The sequence below is a fragment of the Catellatospora sp. NPDC049609 genome (genome assembly GCF_040675365.1).
GTDB lineage: Bacteria > Actinomycetota > Actinomycetes > Mycobacteriales > Micromonosporaceae > Catellatospora.
On record NZ_JBFAOU010000009.1, the window covers coordinates 1 to 13770 of the forward strand.

Below are 13770 nucleotides of genomic sequence, written 5' to 3' on the forward strand. Positions count from 1 at the left end.
GAGCGGGAGACGCTGGTGCTGCTCGGCCGGGGACTGTCCAACGCGGAGCTGGCCAGGGCGCTGTTCGTCAGCGAGAACACGGTCAAGACGCACGTAAAAGACCGGGCCTGCGGGCCAGTGCGGTGAGGGGGTGCCGGGTGTCAGCTTGGGGGTACGGCGCACGCGGCCGTGCCGCCTGGGAGCTGGTGGCGGTGGCGGGCGACCCAGCGGTAGACCGGCCAGGACACGGCGCCGACGCCGGGCAGGTCGAGCGCGCCGCCGACCGGGCGCCAGCCGGCGTGGCTGGAACGGAGCAGGGCGGCGATCGCGTCGGGGCCGGCGAGTGCGGGGCGGCCGGGCGCGACGTACTGGACCGCCTCCCGGCACTGCTCGCGGGTGAGGCCGAGGGCGGCGAGGTCGGTGTGCTGCCACGGCACGATCCGCGCCCCCGTCGGCACCCGGCGCTCGAGGAACCGGGCGCACGCGGTGCAGAAGGCGCAGTCGCCGTCGTACACGAAGGTGGCACTCACGCCTTCCATACTCTCCCGCCACGTGTCCGGGCTGTGGCCGTATGCCCTGTGCGTGATGTCACGCTCGGTACGGTGGACGGGATGGGAATGAGGTAGCCGGACCGGCGGTTGATATGGACGCTGGTCACTCGATCAAATGAGGAGCACGAACATGGGCACGGGCACCGTGGAGTTCACCACCGAGAACTTCGGCGAGAAGACGAGTGGGGACGGCATCACCTTCGTCGACTTCTGGGCGAGCTGGTGTGGGCCGTGTGTCCGGTTCGCGCCGGTCTATGAGCGGGCCGCCGAGGCGAACCCGGACATCACGTTCGGCAAGGTCGACACGGAGGCGCAGGGCGAGCTGGCCGCGCACTTCAACATCCAGTCGATCCCGACCATCATGGCGATCCGCGACGGCGTGATCGTGTACGCGCAGCCGGGCGCGCTGCCGGAGGTGGCGTTCACCGATCTGATCCAGAAGGTGCGCGAGCTCGACATGGAGCAGGTTAAGGCGGACGCGAAGGCTGCCTAGTCTTCGAACATATGTTTCAATGGCGGGGTGCGCTGGAGTCATCTGACCGAAAGCCCCCCGCCGGACGCGACCGCGCCGGTGCAGCAGCCGCTGCCCGGCGCGGTGGTGCGGACGTTCGACACGCCCGAGTTCGCCGGGATGACGTTCTACGAGGTCCGCGCCAAGTCGCTGATCAACAAAGTGAGCGGCGGCGAGAACCGTCGGGTGCCGTTCGAATACACGGTCAACCCCTACCGCGGCTGCACCCACGCCTGCTCGTACTGCCTGGCCGGGGAGACGCCGGTGCTGATGGCCGACGGGCGCACCAAGCCCATCGCCGAGCTGCGCGTCGGTGACGCGATCATCGGCACGGTCCGCGAGGGCACCTACCGGCGCTACGCCGTGACCCACGTGCGGGACAAGTGGTCCACGGTCAAGCCCGCCTTCCGGGTGACCCTGCGCGACGGCACCGAGCTGGTGGCCAGCGGCGACCACCGGTTCCTGACCGACCGAGGCTGGAAGCACGTCACCGGGACCCGGGCCGGGGCCGCCCAGCGGCCGCACCTGACCACGGGCAACAAGCTGATGGGCACCGGCCGCTTCGCCGAGCCGCCCAAGGACTCCCCGGAGTACCGGCGCGGTTACCTGCACGCCGTGCTGCGTCCGGAGCCGGAGACCGGCTACCGCGACCCGTACGGCACCGTGCCGCGGTTCCGGCTGGCGACCGAGGAGCCGCAGGTGATGAGCCGCGTGATCGGCTACCTGCGCGAGTCGGGCGCGCACACCGCCGCGTTCGAGCCGCTGGGCCGGGGCACCGGCGTCAGCACGTACGCCCGCCGCGATCTGGAGCTGATCACGACGCTGCGGCAGCGGCCCGCCGAACGCGACGCGGAGTGGGACAAGGGTTTCCTCGCGGGCATCTTCGACGCGGAGGGCAGCCACACCTCGGGCCTGTGGCGCGTCGTGCACACCGACGCCGAGCTGGTCGAGCCGACGCGCCGGGCGCTGCGCGGGCTCGGGTTCGACTTCGCGGTGGAGGACCGGCGCTCCCCGATCGGCCTGCTCAGCCTGCGGCTGCTCGGCGGCCTGCCGGAGAAGCTGCGCTTCTTCCATCTCACCGACCCGGCGGTGACCCGGCGACGCGGGGTGCAGGGCATCGCGGTGAAGGGCACCGTGCCGCTGCACGTGGAGTCGATCGAGCCGCTCGGGCTGGAGCTGCCGCTGTGGGACATCACCACCGGCACCGGCGACTTCATCGCCAACGGCGTGGTCAGCCACAACTGCTTCGCCCGCAACACGCACACCTATCTCGACCTCGACGCCGGGCACGACTTCGACTCGAAGATCGTGGTTAAGGTAAACGCGCCCGAGGTGCTGCGACGGGAGCTGGCCGCGCCGCGGTGGGGCGGCCAGTCCATCGCCATGGGCACCAACGTCGACTGCTACCAGCGGGCGGAGGGGCGCTACCGGCTGATGCCGGGCATCATCGGCGCGCTGTCGGACTGGTCGAACCCGTTCTCGATCCTGACCAAGGGCACGCTGATCCTGCGCGACCTGCCGCTGCTGGAGCGGGCGGCGAAGCGGACCCGGGTGTCGGTGGCGTTCTCGGTCGGCTTCCTCGACGAGGCGCTGTGGCGCTCGGTCGAGTCGGGCACGCCCAGCCCGGCCCGGCGGCTGGACGCGGTGCGCCGGCTCAGCGACGCCGGGATGCGGATCGGGGTGCTGATGGCGCCGATCCTCCCCGGCCTCACCGACGACGAGGAGCACCTCGACGCCGCCGTGGCCGCGCTGGCCGGGGCGGGCGCGGCGAGCGTGACCCCACTGGTGCTGCACCTGCGCCCCGGGGCGCGCGAGTGGTATCTGCGCTGGCTGGGCGAGCACCACCCGGAGCTGACGTCGCTGTACGAGCGGCTCTACCCGGCGGGCCGGGCCTTCGCGAACGCGGACTACCAGCGGCTGGTCACCGCGCGGGTGCGCCGGGCCATGCGGCGGCACGGGCTGCTGCCCCGGGACGGGCTCACCCGGGACCTCACGGCCACCGAGCCGGAGGAGACGGAGGAGGAGGCGCCCGCCGCCGCGACGGCGACGGACGTCCAGCTCACGCTTCTGTGAAGGAGGGCTGCCGGTCGGTGCCCTGCATCCAGCCCACCACGCGGCGCTCCATGATGAACGACAGGAACGGCACGGTGCCGGCCAGCGCCACCAGCAGGATCCGGGTGACCGGCCACTGCACGCGCCGGGCCAGGTCGCCGACGGCGGCCAGGTAGACCACGTACAGCCAGCCGTGCACCGGAGCGATGATCATCACGCCGATGCTGTTGTCGGCGAAGTACTTCATCGGCATGGCGACCAGGGTCAGCGCCACCAGCAGCACGCCCACGATCCAGGCGATGATGCGGTACCGGGTGAGTGCGCCGTTCATCGATACTCCTTAGCGGGATAGTCGCCGGGTCGTGCCTCGGGGTGCTCGCTCAGCCAGGCCAGATAATGGTTGTACGCGGCCAGCTGCGGATCCGCCTCCTCGTCCACCTCGGCAGTGGTCGATCTCACGTGCCGGGTGATGACCGGTCGGGGCCGGTCGTCCACCGGCTCAACGCCCGGGGACGGCTCGTCGGCACGGCCCTTGCGCAGGGTGAGCCGGACCTCCCGGAACCAGATCAGGATGGAGAAGACGGCGAAAAGCGGCCACTCGAAGGTGTACGCCCAGCTCAGAGTGTTTCCCTCGGCGGCGCGGCCCGCCTGCCACCAGCCGAGGGCCAGACAGGTGACGACCGCGAGCACCATGAGGGCATGGCCGGCCAGCCAGCCGGGGGTGAGCAGTCGTCGCACGCGGGCCAGCGTACCTGCCGCCGGCGGGGCGCCTGCTGAGTGCGGCTTTCAGGTTCGCGTCGGGAGGCTCACCGGTGAGGGGATCGACACCGGCCGCGCCGTTGGCTGAGCCGAGCCGGTCTCGTAGCCTTTCCGGGTGATCGCCGTGCCGATGACCCCGCGCACCCGCACCGCCGCCCTCGCCGCGGGCGGTGTGCTGCTGCTGGCCGGGGCGTGGTGGTACGGCCGGACGACCCCGATCCACCCGCTGTCCGACGACGAGGCGCTCACCATCTGGCTGGTCCTGGCGGGCCTGGCCGCGGGCGCCGTGCGCGCCTTCCACCGGTGGCGGCGGCGCGACGGGCAGTGGCGGCAGGGCGCCGCCGACGGCGAGCCGGGCCTGGTGCTCACCCTCGTGCACGACCGGGCCTTCGACGCCGCGGTGTTCGCGGTGCAGCTGCCGGTGATCGCCCGCTGGGCGCGCCTGCACGACGGGCGCGAGCTGGGCCTCGCCGTCGCCTGGACGCTGCTCGCGCTGTGGCTGCTGTGGTCGGCGGTGAGCACGCCCGGCGAGCGGCACCGGCAGCTCGTGCTGAACGCCTCCGGGGTGCGGGTGCTCCGGCGGCACTTCCCGTGGTCGCAGATCCGCTCGGTGCGCGCGAACAGCGGCGCCGGGCTGCGCCTGGAGACGGCCGAGCGCACGCTGCGGATCCGCGGCGCGGACTACGGTGTGCAGGACGCCGACGTGGTCGGCGTCCTGCAGTTCTACCTGGAGCATCCGGAGCGCCGCGGCGACCTGGCCCGGCTGCCCACCGCCCCGCCGGAGCTGCGCTCGCACTGACCGGCGTCAGCGCGCGCGGTACTCCTTGAGCAGGCCACGCGAGATGATCGTCTTCTGGATCTCGCTGGTGCCCTCGCCGATGAGCAGGAACGGCGCCTCGCGCATGAGCCGCTCGATCTCGTACTCCTTGGAGTAGCCGTAGCCGCCGTGGATGCGGAACGACTCGGTGACGATCTCGTGGCAGTACTCGCTGGCCAGCAGCTTGGCCATGCCCGCCTCGACGTCGTTGCGCTGGCCGGAGTCCTTGAGCCGGGCCGCGTTGACCATCAGCGCGTGCGCCGCCTCGATCTTGGTGCCCATCTCGGCCAGCTTGAAGGCCACGGCCTGGTGCTGCGCGATCGGCTTGCCGAAGGTGGAGCGCTGCTGGGCGTACGCCACGGCCAGCTCGAACGCGCGGAGCGAGATGCCGCAGGCGCGGGCGGCCACGTTGACCCGCCCCACCTCGATGCCGTCCATCATCTGGTAGAAGCCGCGGCCCGCTTGTTCACTCCCACCCAGGATCGCCGTCGCGGGCACCCGGTGGCCGTCGAGCACCATCTCGGTGGTCTCGACGCCCTTGTAGCCCATCTTCTCGATCTTGCCGGGGATGGTCAGGCCGGGCGCGGTCTCGCCGAAGCCGGGCTCCTTCTCCAGCAGGAACGTGGTCATGTTGCCGTAGACGGTGTCCGCGCCCTGGTCGGTCTTGACCAGCGTGGCCACCACCGAGGAGTACGCCCCGTTGGTCAGCCACATCTTCTGGCCGTTGAGCACGTACGAGTCCCCGTCGCGCACCGCCTTCGACTTGATCGCCGAGACGTCGGAGCCGCAACCCGGCTCGGACATGCTGAACGCGCCCCGCACGTCCCCGGTGGCCATGCGCGGCAGCAGGCGCTGCTTCTGCTCCTCGGAGCCGTGCTGGGAGACCAGGTACGCCACGATGAAGTGGGTGTTGACGATGCCGGACACCGACATCCAGCCGCGCGACAGCTCCTCGACGACCAGGGCGTAGGTCAGCAGCGACTCGCCGAGGCCGCCGTACTCCTCCGGGATGGTCAGGCCGAACAGGCCCATCTCCTTCATCCCGGCGAGGATCTCCTCGGGATACTCGTCGTCGTGCTCCAGCCGCTGCGCGCGCGGGATGATCTCCTTGTCCGCGAACTCGCGCACCGTCTCGAGGATGGCGGTCTGCACATCGGACAAGCCGGGCGTACGGGCGAGACGAGCCATGAGTCAGCCTCCAGGGACCCTGAACGAAGCTTCAGTTTTGCTGAGTATGAGCCGGGCCACCGTCCCATCCAAGGCGCTTGACAGCACCGTCACTGTGAAAAGGTTCACCGGGTTCGCTACCGTGCGCTGAACCCTTCGACGAGGAGACCGCACCCCCATGACGTACCCGCCGCCGGCCGGCAACGATCCCTTCGCGCCACAGCCCGATCCCTACGCTCCGCAGCCGCCGATGGCGCCGGACCCGTACGCCGCGCCGCCGGTCAGCGGGAACCCGTACAGCTCCCCGCCGGTCAGCGCCGACCCGTACAGCACCCCGCCGACCAGCGGCTCGCCGTACTCCCCGGCGCCGCCCTCGCCGTACGCGACGCCGTACGGCGGGTACCAGCCCGTGGCCGCGGGCGGGGGCACCAACGGCATGGCCATCGCCTCGCTGGTGCTGGGCATCGTGGGCCTGGCCACCTGCTGCTGCTACGGCATGGGCGCGCTGCCCGGCCTGGTCGGCGCGATCCTGGGCCACATCGGCCTGAAGCAGATCAAGGAGCGCGGGCAGCAGGGCCGCGGCATGGCCATCGCCGGCATCGCGACCGGCTGGGCCGCCGTCGCGCTCACCGCGATCGGGGTCGTGCTGCTCATCGTCGGCGTGATCAGCGACCCGAACTTCATGAACGAGATCCAGAACGGCAGCAGCAGCAGCGACTGGTGACCCAGGGAGACACGACATGACCTACCCGCCCCCGCCGCCCGGCCAGGACCCGTACGCGGCCCAGCCGGACCCGTACGCGCCACCGCCGTCGGGCAACCCCTACGCGCAGCCGCCCGCCTACGGCAGCCCGATCGCGCCCGGCTCGCCGGTGGCCCCGGGCTCGCCGGCCGTGCCGTCCTCGTCGCCGCCGGCCCCGTCCTACGGCGACCCGTACAAGTCGGGCCAGCCCACCGGGCAGCAGCCGTACGCCCCGCAGTACGGCCAGCAGCCCTACGGCTACCAGCCGGTCGGCCGGCCGCAGAACAGCATGGCCCTGGTCGCGCTGATCCTGTCCCTGGTCGGCCTGATGACCTGGATCACCGCGCCGATCGGGGCGATCCTGGGCCATTCGGCGCTCAAGCAGATCCGCCAGTCCGGCGAGGACGGCGAGGGCATGGCGAAGGCGGCCATCATCGTCGGCTGGATCCTCACCGGCCTCGGCATCCTCGGCTGCCTCTGCGTCTTCGGCCTGCCGTTGCTGGGCCTGCTCGGCGCGGCCGGCTCGTCCAGCATCAACTGAGCCGGAGCAGCGAACACTCCGCCGCGCGTCACCTGTTTCGGGATGTGGGTACATCCCGAAACAGGTGACGTCCGCAAGAGCCACGTCAGCGCGAGGCTCACGCAGCCTCAGGCGACAGCGGCCTCGGTCGCGTCCCAGAGGCGGGCGGCGAGCTTGGGGTCGCGGGCGGCGGGGTGCGGCGCGGTCACCTTGCGCAGTACGTAGTACGCGCCGTTCTCCAGCCGTGCCGGGTCCTCGGTGGCCAGCCAGACGAGCTGGTCGGCGCCCTGCTCCGGGGTGGCCAGCCCCGGCCCGATCTTGTAGAACAGGCGCGCGAGCGGGGTGCCGAAACGAGTGCGCACCACGCCCGGGTGGAACGAGAAGCTGAGCAGCTCCGGCCACCGGCGCGCCGCCTCCGCGGCGAACATGATGTTGGCGCGCTTGGACGCACCGTACGCCAGCCAGCTGCTGTAGAGGCCGCCGCGCCGGTCCAGGTTGTCCGGGTCGACCGAGCCCATGGCGTGGGCCATGGACGCGGTGTTCACGATGCGGGCGCCCGGTGCGAGCTGCTCGCGCAGCAGGCTGCTCAGCAGGAACGGCGCCAGGTGGTTGGTCTGGACGGTCAGCTCGTGACCGTCCACCGTGGTGGTGCGCTTGCCGACGACCAGGCCGGCGTTGTTGGCCAGCACGTCGATACGCTGCCCGGACAGCTTGGCGGCGAGCTCGCGCACCTGCGCCAGCTCGGCGAAGTCGGCCAGCAGGCCGGCCGGGGCGGGTCCCGTCGCCGCCGCGCGGACCACCCCGAGAGTCGCGTCCAACCGGCCGGGATCGCGCCCGACGACCGTGACCTGCCAGCCCCGTCGCGCCAGGGCGACGGCCGCGGCCTGGCCGATGCCGGACGTGGCGCCGGTGATCACCGCGTGCCGCGTGAGATCTTCCACAGTCCCGTTCTCCTCTCGACGGGAGGAAGGTTACCGTGGCGTCAACTACTGAACGCTCCCTAAGGAGTATCGATGGCCGCACTCGGTCGCGCCCGCAGGTCCTGCCTGGCGGTGCCGGGTTCCAGCGTCAAGATGCTCGGCAAGGCCCAGGGCCTGCCCGCCGACCAGGTCTTCCTCGACCTGGAGGACGCGGTCGCCCCGCTGGCCAAGCCTGAGGCCCGCAAGAACATCGTCGCCGCGCTGAACGAGGGCGACTGGGCCGGCAAGACGCGCGTGGTCCGGGTCAACGACCTCACCACGCCGTGGACGTACACCGACGTCATCGAGATCGTCGAGGGCGCCGGCGCCAACCTGGACTGCATCATGCTGCCCAAGGTGCAGAGCGCGTCGCACGTCGAGTGGCTCGACCTGACGCTCACCCAGCTGGAGAAGTCGCTCGGCCTGCCCGTCGGCGGCATCGGCATCGAGGCCCAGATCGAGAACGCGGCCGGCCTGGTCAACGTGGACGCCATCGCGGCCGCCTCGCCCCGCGTGGAGACCATCATCTTCGGCCCCGCCGACTTCATGGCCTCGATCAACATGAAGTCCCTGGTCGTCGGCGCGCTCATCCCGAGCTACCCCGGCGACCCGTACCACTACATCCTGATGCGCATCCTGATGGCCGCCCGCATGCACGACAAGCAGGCCATCGACGGGCCGTACCTGCAGATCAAGGACGTGGACGGATTCACCGAGGTGGCGAAGCGCTCGGCCGCGCTGGGCTTCGACGGCAAATGGGTGCTGCACCCCGGCCAGATCGACGCCGCGAACGAGGTCTACTCGCCCGCCCAGTCCGACTACGACCACGCCGAGCTGATCCTCGACGCGTACGACTACTACACCTCGGAGCAGGGCGGCCGCCTCGGCGCGGTGATGCTCGGCGACGAGATGATCGACGAGGCCTCCCGCAAGATGGCCCTGGTCATCTCCGCCAAGGGCCGCGCCGCCGGCATGCAGCGCACCACCTCGTTTACCCCGCCCGCCTGACCCCCCGGTTTTGCATTGACGTTGGCCTATCTGGATGAACTCGATCTCGATTTCGTCATCCAGATAGGCCAGCGTCTATAACAAAACGGGCCGGCCGGCGACCCCTGCGGTCCCGCGGCCGGCCTTTTCGATCAGGGGGTACGCCGTCAGTCGCGCAGTTCGGCGATGCAGCACTTCACGCTGCCGCCGCCCTTCTTCAGCTCGGCGAGGTCGACCAGCACCGGGTGGTAGCCGGCGGCGGTGAGCTTGTCCGCGAACGCGGTCGACTCCGTGTTGATCACGACGTTGCGGCCGTCGGAGACCAGGTTCAGCGCGAACGCGAGCGCGTCGGCCTCGTCGGCGAGCACGGCGTTCGGGAACAGCTGCGCGATGACCTTCTGCGACGCCTCGGAGAACGCGCCGGGGTAGTAGGCGATGTTCTCGTCGTCGAGCACGGTCAGCGCGACGTCGAGGTGGTAGAAGCGCGGGTCGACCAGCTTCAGCGAGATGACCGGGCGGCCCAGCGCCTCGGCGGCCTCGGCGTGCGCGGCAGGCTCGGTGCGGAAGCCGTACCCGGCGAGCGCGATGCCGCCGTGCGCGTCCGGCAGGTACGCGAAGTCGCCCTCGCCCTCGTTGATCTGGGTCGGGGCGACGAACGAGTACTCGTCGCGCGACTCGTAGAAGGCGCGGTGCGCGGCGGCCTCGTCGGCGCGCTGCGGGTAGCGGAACTTCGCCCCGTACGCGACGCCGTCGACGACGAACGCGCCGTTGGCCGAGAACACCATGTCCGGCAGCCCGGCCTGCGGGGTGAGCACGTGCACGGTGTGGCCGAGGTCGACCATGGTCTGCCGCAGCACGTCCCACTGCTTGACGGCCAGCGCGGTGTCCACCGGCGCGGTGGTGTCCATCCACGGGTTGATCGCGTACTCGACGACGAAGTGCTCCGGGGCGCACATCAGGTAGGTGCGCGGGCGGGGCCGCCGGGCGGTGGGGGTCAGGTCACGCTCTGTCACGATCAGCAAGGTTACGCACCCGGGCCGCCGCCCAGTAGCGATAAGGATTGCGTCCTTGTGCTGGTCTGTTGCGTCTTCGGCGATCTCAGCGGCGGTCTGTTGCGTGAAAGGGCAGGTTCATTTACGGTACGGCGGCCACCCAGCGTGACGAGTCAGCGGAAACGGAACAACCGTAGCGAGTTCGTCACAACGAAGATGCTGCTCAGCGCCATCGCGGCGGCGGCCAGCACCGGCGTGACCAGGCCTGCGGCGGCCAGCGGGAGAGCCGCCACGTTGTAGGCGAACGCCCAGAACAGGTTGCCCTTGATCGTGCCCAGCGTGGCCCGGGACAGCCGGATCGCGTCCGCGGCCACCCGCAGGTCACCACGGACCAGGGTCAGGTCGGCCGCCTCGATGGCGGCGTCGGTGCCGGTGCCCATGGCCAGGCCCAGGTCGGCGGCGGCCAGCGCGGCGGCGTCGTTCACCCCGTCGCCGACCATCGCCACGGCCCGCCCCTGCTCCTGCAGCCGGTGTACGGCGTCGACCTTGCCCGCCGGGAGCACCCCCGCGATGACCTCGTCGATGCCGACCTCGGCCGCCACGGCCCGCGCGGGCGCCTCGGCGTCCCCGGTGAGCAGCACCGGCCGCAGCCCGAGCCGCCGGAACTCGGCCACCGCGTCAGCCGAGCCGGGCTTCACCTGGTCGGCGACCAGCAGCCACCCGGCGAACGTCCCGTCGACCGCCACCGCCACGACGGTCTGCGCCCCCTCGGCGGCACCCGGCTCGGCATCCGCCGACCCCACACCCTGACCTGGCGCCCCGCTCGCCGCGGCCACCCCATCCGCCGCGGCCACGCCGTCCGGCCCGGCACCCGCCGCGCCCCGGCCCGGCTCGGCTTCGGCCACCGCCGCGCCGCCGGCCGGGTCGACGGTGATGCCCTGCTCGGCGAGCAGCGACGCGCGGCCGACCAGAACCTTCCGGCCGTCGACGACACCCTGCGCGCCGAGGCCGGGCAGCGCCCTGAACCCGGACACCGGGGCCACGGGCACGCCGCGCTCCTCGGCGCCCGCGACGACCGCGCGGGCGATGGGGTGCTCGGAGGCGTGCTCCACGGCCGCGCCGTACCGCAGCAGGTCCTCGGCGGTGAATCCGGCGGCCGGCAGCACGCCGGAAAGCGTCATCACCCCGGTGGTCACCGTGCCGGTCTTGTCGAGCAGCACCGTGTCCACCCGGCGGGTCGACTCCAGCACCTCCGGGCCCTTGATCAGGATGCCGAGCTGGGCGCCCCGGCCGGTGCCCACCAGCAGCGCCGTGGGCGTGGCCAGGCCGAGCGCGCACGGGCAGGCGACGATCAGCACCGCCACCGCCGCGGTGACCGCGGCCGTGGTGATCCCGCCGTCGTACGCGGTCCAGAACGCGAACGTGCCCACCGCCAGGGCGATCACCACCGGCACGAAGACCGCGGAGATCCGGTCGGCCAGGCGCTGCACGGGCGCCTTGCCGGACTGCGCCTCGGTGACGAGCTTCGCCATGTGGGCGAGCTGGGTGTCCGCGCCGACCCGGGTGGCCCGCACCACGAGCCGGCCGCCCGCGTTGACGGTCGCGCCGACCACCGCGTCGCCTACCCCGACCTCGACCGGCATGCTCTCGCCGGTGAGCAGGGAGGTGTCGATCGCGCTGGCGCCCTCGACGATCACGCCGTCGGTGGCGATCTTCTCGCCGGGGCGCACCACGAACAGGTCGCCGACCGTGATCCGGTCCACCGGCACCCGCTGCTCGACCCCGTCGCGCAGCAGCGCCGCGTCCTTGGCGCCCAGGTCCAGCAGGGCGCGCAGCGCCGAACCGGCCCGCCGCTTGGCCCGGTGCTCGAACCACCGCCCGGCCAGCAGGAACGTGGTCAGCGTGGTGGTCACCTCCAGGTAGAGGTGCATGCCCGGGTCCTCGCCCCGGGTGGCCAGCCAGCTCAGCGACATCGTCATGCCGGTCATCCCGGCGCCGCCGAGGAACAGCGCCCAGACGCTCCACCCGTACGACACCAGCACGCCGAGGCTGATCAGCGTGTCCATGGTGGCGCTGCCGTGGCGCGCGTTGAGCGCGGCGGCCCGGTGGAACGGCCACGCGCCCCACACCGCGACCGGGGTGGCCAGCGTGAACGCCAGCCACTGCCAGTTCGGGAACTGCAGCGCCGGGATCATGCTGAGCAGCACCACCGGCACGGTCAGCAGGGCGCTGACCAGCAGCCGCTGCCCGAGCGGGTCGGGCTCGGCGTGCTCCGGGGTCTCAGCCGGCGCGGCCTGCGGCAGCTCGGCGGTGTACCCGGTGGCCTGCACGACCTTGATCAGGTCGTCGACGGAGACCGTCTCCGGGTAGGTCACGTGCGCGGTCTCGGTGGCGAAGTTGACGGTGGCGGTGACGCCGTCCACCCGGTTCAGCTTCTTCTCCACCCGCCCCGCGCAGGTGGCGCAGGTCATCCCGCCGATGTTCAGCTCGATGACGTTCGCCTGCCGCAGGTCCACGACCCGCCTCCCGTCCGGTTACTTCACCACGAGGGTGAACTGCGCCGTGCGCACCCTGCCGCCCACGGAGTAGTCGAAGAACATCCGGTACCGGCCCGGGCTGGGCGCCGACATCCAGAACTTGACCCCGCCGTTGACCAGCGCGGGCTCGGGGTGCACGTGCACGTAGCCCAGGTCGAGCTCGCGCAGCACCACCAGGTGGCCGAAGGAGCCGAGGTAGGGCTCCAGGCCGGTGACGGTCGCGCCGCCCTGCTTCACGGTGAACAGCAGCGGCTGGCTCGCGCCGATGACCGGGGTGCCCTCGAACACCACGGTCTGCCCGTCCACGGTGGCCTCGCGGGCCGCCGCGGGCAGCGGCTGCGGCCGGTGGTCGCCGGCCACGACCAGGTCGGTGCCCAGCGCCAGGGCGGTCTGCGTGCCGGCCGCGTTGATCGCGGTGAAGTCGGCGTACGCCCGCCAGACGCCCGGGGTGGCCAGGTCGGCCCGCACGGACCAGGTGCCGTCGGGCGCCATGGTCGGGTGCAGGTGCTGGTAGCCCGTCATGTCGCGGCGCACCACGACCAGGTGCAGCGGCTTCTCGTGCATGATCGCGAACTTGGTCACCGGCTTGCCGTCGGCGCCGTTGATGGTGAACTTCAGGTCCTGCGGGCCGGGCGCGGCGAACACCGCCGCCGCCGGGGCCATGGTGTAGCCGCCGCTGCTCACGGACAGGCCGCCGACCTCGGAGCCGGCGCTGGCCAGCGGGCTGTGCACGTGCGCGCCGCCCATGGCGTCCGGCGAGGAGGCCGGTGCGCCGGTGGTCGCGCCCTGGGTGGGGCTCTCGGCGGGGCCGAGCAGCTTGCCCAGGGTGAAGCCGACGACCAGGGCCAGGATCAGCCCTCCGACGAACACCCCGAGCCGCGTCCCGGCCGGGTCGGCCGGAGCCCCGCCCCCGCCGCCCGACTGCGCCCGCACCACCTGCTCCGGCACGTGCGCGTCGGGCTGCGTGGCCTGCTCAGGCATCGACGCCCGCCAGCTGGTAGCCCGCCTCGTCGACGGCGTTGCGCACCTCGTCGATCGGGAGCACGGCGTCGCTGGTCACCAGCGCGCTGCCGGCGGCCAGGTCGATCTGCACCTCCTGCACGCCGGGCAGGGCGGACAGCTCCGCGGTCACCGCGTTCACGCAGTGCCCGCAGGTCATGCCGGTGATCTGGTATGTCGTCCGTACGGACATCGCGG

Annotated in this window: 16 protein-coding genes and 1 pseudogene; 7 read left to right on the forward strand and 10 right to left on the reverse strand. The window is 72.0% G+C overall.

Annotated features, from left to right (window positions below; translation table 11 throughout):
* Positions 1–96: pseudogene (locus AB0J67_RS04180) on the forward strand (LuxR C-terminal-related transcriptional regulator); the annotation flags it as partial.
* 44 nt (positions 97–140) lie between these two features.
* On the opposite strand, the gene AB0J67_RS04185 reads toward AB0J67_RS04180, so the two are convergent.
* Entirely contained in the window at positions 141–518 is a 378-nt protein-coding gene (locus AB0J67_RS04185) for a DUF393 domain-containing protein (protein ID WP_363476061.1), read from the reverse strand.
* Between the two features lie 142 nt (positions 519–660).
* Here AB0J67_RS04185 and AB0J67_RS04190 point away from each other — a divergent pair, with 142 nt between their 5' ends.
* Entirely contained in the window at positions 661–1023 is a 363-nt protein-coding gene (locus tag AB0J67_RS04190) for a thioredoxin domain-containing protein (protein WP_363476063.1), read from the forward strand.
* A 42-nt stretch (positions 1024–1065) separates the two neighbouring features.
* Positions 1066–3114 (forward strand): intein-containing Rv2578c family radical SAM protein, encoded by a 2049-nt coding sequence (locus tag AB0J67_RS04195; protein WP_363476229.1) that lies wholly within the window; start codon positions 1066–1068, stop codon positions 3112–3114.
* On the opposite strand, the gene AB0J67_RS04200 is transcribed toward AB0J67_RS04195, so the two are convergent.
* Positions 3101–3424, reverse strand: a complete 324-nt coding sequence (locus AB0J67_RS04200; protein WP_363476065.1) for a DUF3817 domain-containing protein — start codon at positions 3422–3424, stop codon at positions 3101–3103. The two genes, AB0J67_RS04195 and AB0J67_RS04200, sit on opposite strands and share 14 nt — an antisense overlap.
* Positions 3421–3831 carry a hypothetical protein gene (locus tag AB0J67_RS04205; protein ID WP_363476067.1) on the reverse strand — a complete coding sequence of 137 codons (411 nt, stop codon included), beginning with the start codon at positions 3829–3831 and terminating at the stop codon, positions 3421–3423. The genes AB0J67_RS04200 and AB0J67_RS04205 overlap by 4 nt, the downstream gene beginning before the upstream one ends.
* A 136-nt stretch (positions 3832–3967) precedes the next feature.
* Here AB0J67_RS04205 and AB0J67_RS04210 point away from each other — a divergent pair, with 136 nt between their 5' ends.
* Positions 3968–4651: a hypothetical protein gene (locus AB0J67_RS04210; RefSeq protein ID WP_363476069.1), complete on the forward strand. Its 684-nt coding sequence runs from the start codon at positions 3968–3970 to the stop codon at positions 4649–4651.
* Between the two features lie 6 nt (positions 4652–4657).
* Here the strand turns inward: AB0J67_RS04210 and AB0J67_RS04215 are convergent, their stop codons facing one another.
* Entirely contained in the window at positions 4658–5857 is a 1200-nt protein-coding gene (locus tag AB0J67_RS04215) for an acyl-CoA dehydrogenase family protein (protein ID WP_363476071.1), read from the reverse strand.
* Positions 5858–6067: 210 nt separating this feature from the next.
* A complete protein-coding gene (locus tag AB0J67_RS04220; protein ID WP_363476073.1) occupies positions 6068–6274 on the reverse strand; it encodes a hypothetical protein in 207 nt (68 codons plus the stop codon).
* Here AB0J67_RS04220 and AB0J67_RS04225 point away from each other — a divergent pair.
* Positions 6273–6560, forward strand: a complete 288-nt coding sequence (locus AB0J67_RS04225) for a DUF4190 domain-containing protein (protein WP_363476075.1) — start codon at positions 6273–6275, stop codon at positions 6558–6560. The genes AB0J67_RS04220 and AB0J67_RS04225 overlap by 2 nt on opposite strands.
* A gap of 16 nt (positions 6561–6576) precedes the next feature.
* A complete protein-coding gene (locus AB0J67_RS04230; protein ID WP_363476077.1) occupies positions 6577–7119 on the forward strand; it encodes a DUF4190 domain-containing protein in 543 nt (180 codons plus the stop codon).
* A gap of 107 nt (positions 7120–7226) precedes the next feature.
* Here AB0J67_RS04230 and AB0J67_RS04235 read toward each other — a convergent pair whose 3' ends face one another.
* A complete protein-coding gene (locus tag AB0J67_RS04235) occupies positions 7227–8039 on the reverse strand; it encodes an SDR family NAD(P)-dependent oxidoreductase (protein ID WP_363476079.1) in 813 nt (270 codons plus the stop codon).
* Between the two features lie 72 nt (positions 8040–8111).
* On the opposite strand from AB0J67_RS04235, the gene AB0J67_RS04240 reads away from it, so the two are divergent.
* On the forward strand, positions 8112–9065 hold the full coding sequence (locus AB0J67_RS04240; RefSeq protein WP_363476080.1) for a CoA ester lyase: 954 nt from the start codon (positions 8112–8114) through the stop codon (positions 9063–9065).
* A gap of 146 nt (positions 9066–9211) precedes the next feature.
* Here the strand turns inward: AB0J67_RS04240 and ddaH are convergent, their stop codons facing one another.
* The 4 genes from ddaH to AB0J67_RS04260 form a co-directional block, all read right to left on the reverse strand.
* A complete protein-coding gene (gene ddaH, locus AB0J67_RS04245; protein ID WP_363476081.1) occupies positions 9212–10057 on the reverse strand; it encodes a dimethylargininase in 846 nt (281 codons plus the stop codon).
* A gap of 152 nt (positions 10058–10209) precedes the next feature.
* Positions 10210–12552 carry a heavy metal translocating P-type ATPase gene (locus tag AB0J67_RS04250; protein WP_363476082.1) on the reverse strand — a complete coding sequence of 781 codons (2343 nt, stop codon included), beginning with the start codon at positions 12550–12552 and terminating at the stop codon, positions 10210–10212.
* Between the two features lie 18 nt (positions 12553–12570).
* Positions 12571–13554, reverse strand: coding sequence for a hypothetical protein (locus AB0J67_RS04255; protein WP_363476084.1), 984 nt, complete (start codon positions 13552–13554; stop codon positions 12571–12573).
* Complete coding sequence (locus AB0J67_RS04260) at positions 13547–13765, reverse strand: heavy-metal-associated domain-containing protein (RefSeq protein WP_363476086.1); 219 nt, start codon at positions 13763–13765, stop codon at positions 13547–13549. The genes AB0J67_RS04255 and AB0J67_RS04260 overlap by 8 nt, the downstream gene beginning before the upstream one ends.
* Between the last annotated feature and the right edge of the window lie 5 nt (positions 13766–13770).

Excerpts from the sequence above, each read along its gene's own strand:
- AB0J67_RS04190 (WP_363476063.1), top strand. The coding sequence starts at position 661 with ATGGGCACGGGCACCGTGGAGTTCACCACCGAGAACTTCGGCGAGAAG.
- AB0J67_RS04215 (WP_363476071.1), bottom strand. The coding sequence starts at position 5,857 with ATGGCTCGTCTCGCCCGTACGCCCGGCTTGTCCGATGTGCAGACCGCC.
- AB0J67_RS04230 (WP_363476077.1), top strand. The coding sequence starts at position 6,577 with ATGACCTACCCGCCCCCGCCGCCCGGCCAGGACCCGTACGCGGCCCAG.
- AB0J67_RS04185 (WP_363476061.1), bottom strand. The coding sequence starts at position 518 with ATGGAAGGCGTGAGTGCCACCTTCGTGTACGACGGCGACTGCGCCTTC.
- AB0J67_RS04255 (WP_363476084.1), bottom strand. The coding sequence starts at position 13,554 with ATGCCTGAGCAGGCCACGCAGCCCGACGCGCACGTGCCGGAGCAGGTG.
- AB0J67_RS04240 (WP_363476080.1), top strand. The coding sequence starts at position 8,112 with ATGGCCGCACTCGGTCGCGCCCGCAGGTCCTGCCTGGCGGTGCCGGGT.
- AB0J67_RS04260 (WP_363476086.1), bottom strand. The coding sequence starts at position 13,765 with ATGTCCGTACGGACGACATACCAGATCACCGGCATGACCTGCGGGCAC.
- AB0J67_RS04225 (WP_363476075.1), top strand. The coding sequence starts at position 6,273 with ATGGCCATCGCCTCGCTGGTGCTGGGCATCGTGGGCCTGGCCACCTGC.
- AB0J67_RS04200 (WP_363476065.1), bottom strand. The coding sequence starts at position 3,424 with ATGAACGGCGCACTCACCCGGTACCGCATCATCGCCTGGATCGTGGGC.
- AB0J67_RS04220 (WP_363476073.1), bottom strand. The coding sequence starts at position 6,274 with ATGCCGTTGGTGCCCCCGCCCGCGGCCACGGGCTGGTACCCGCCGTAC.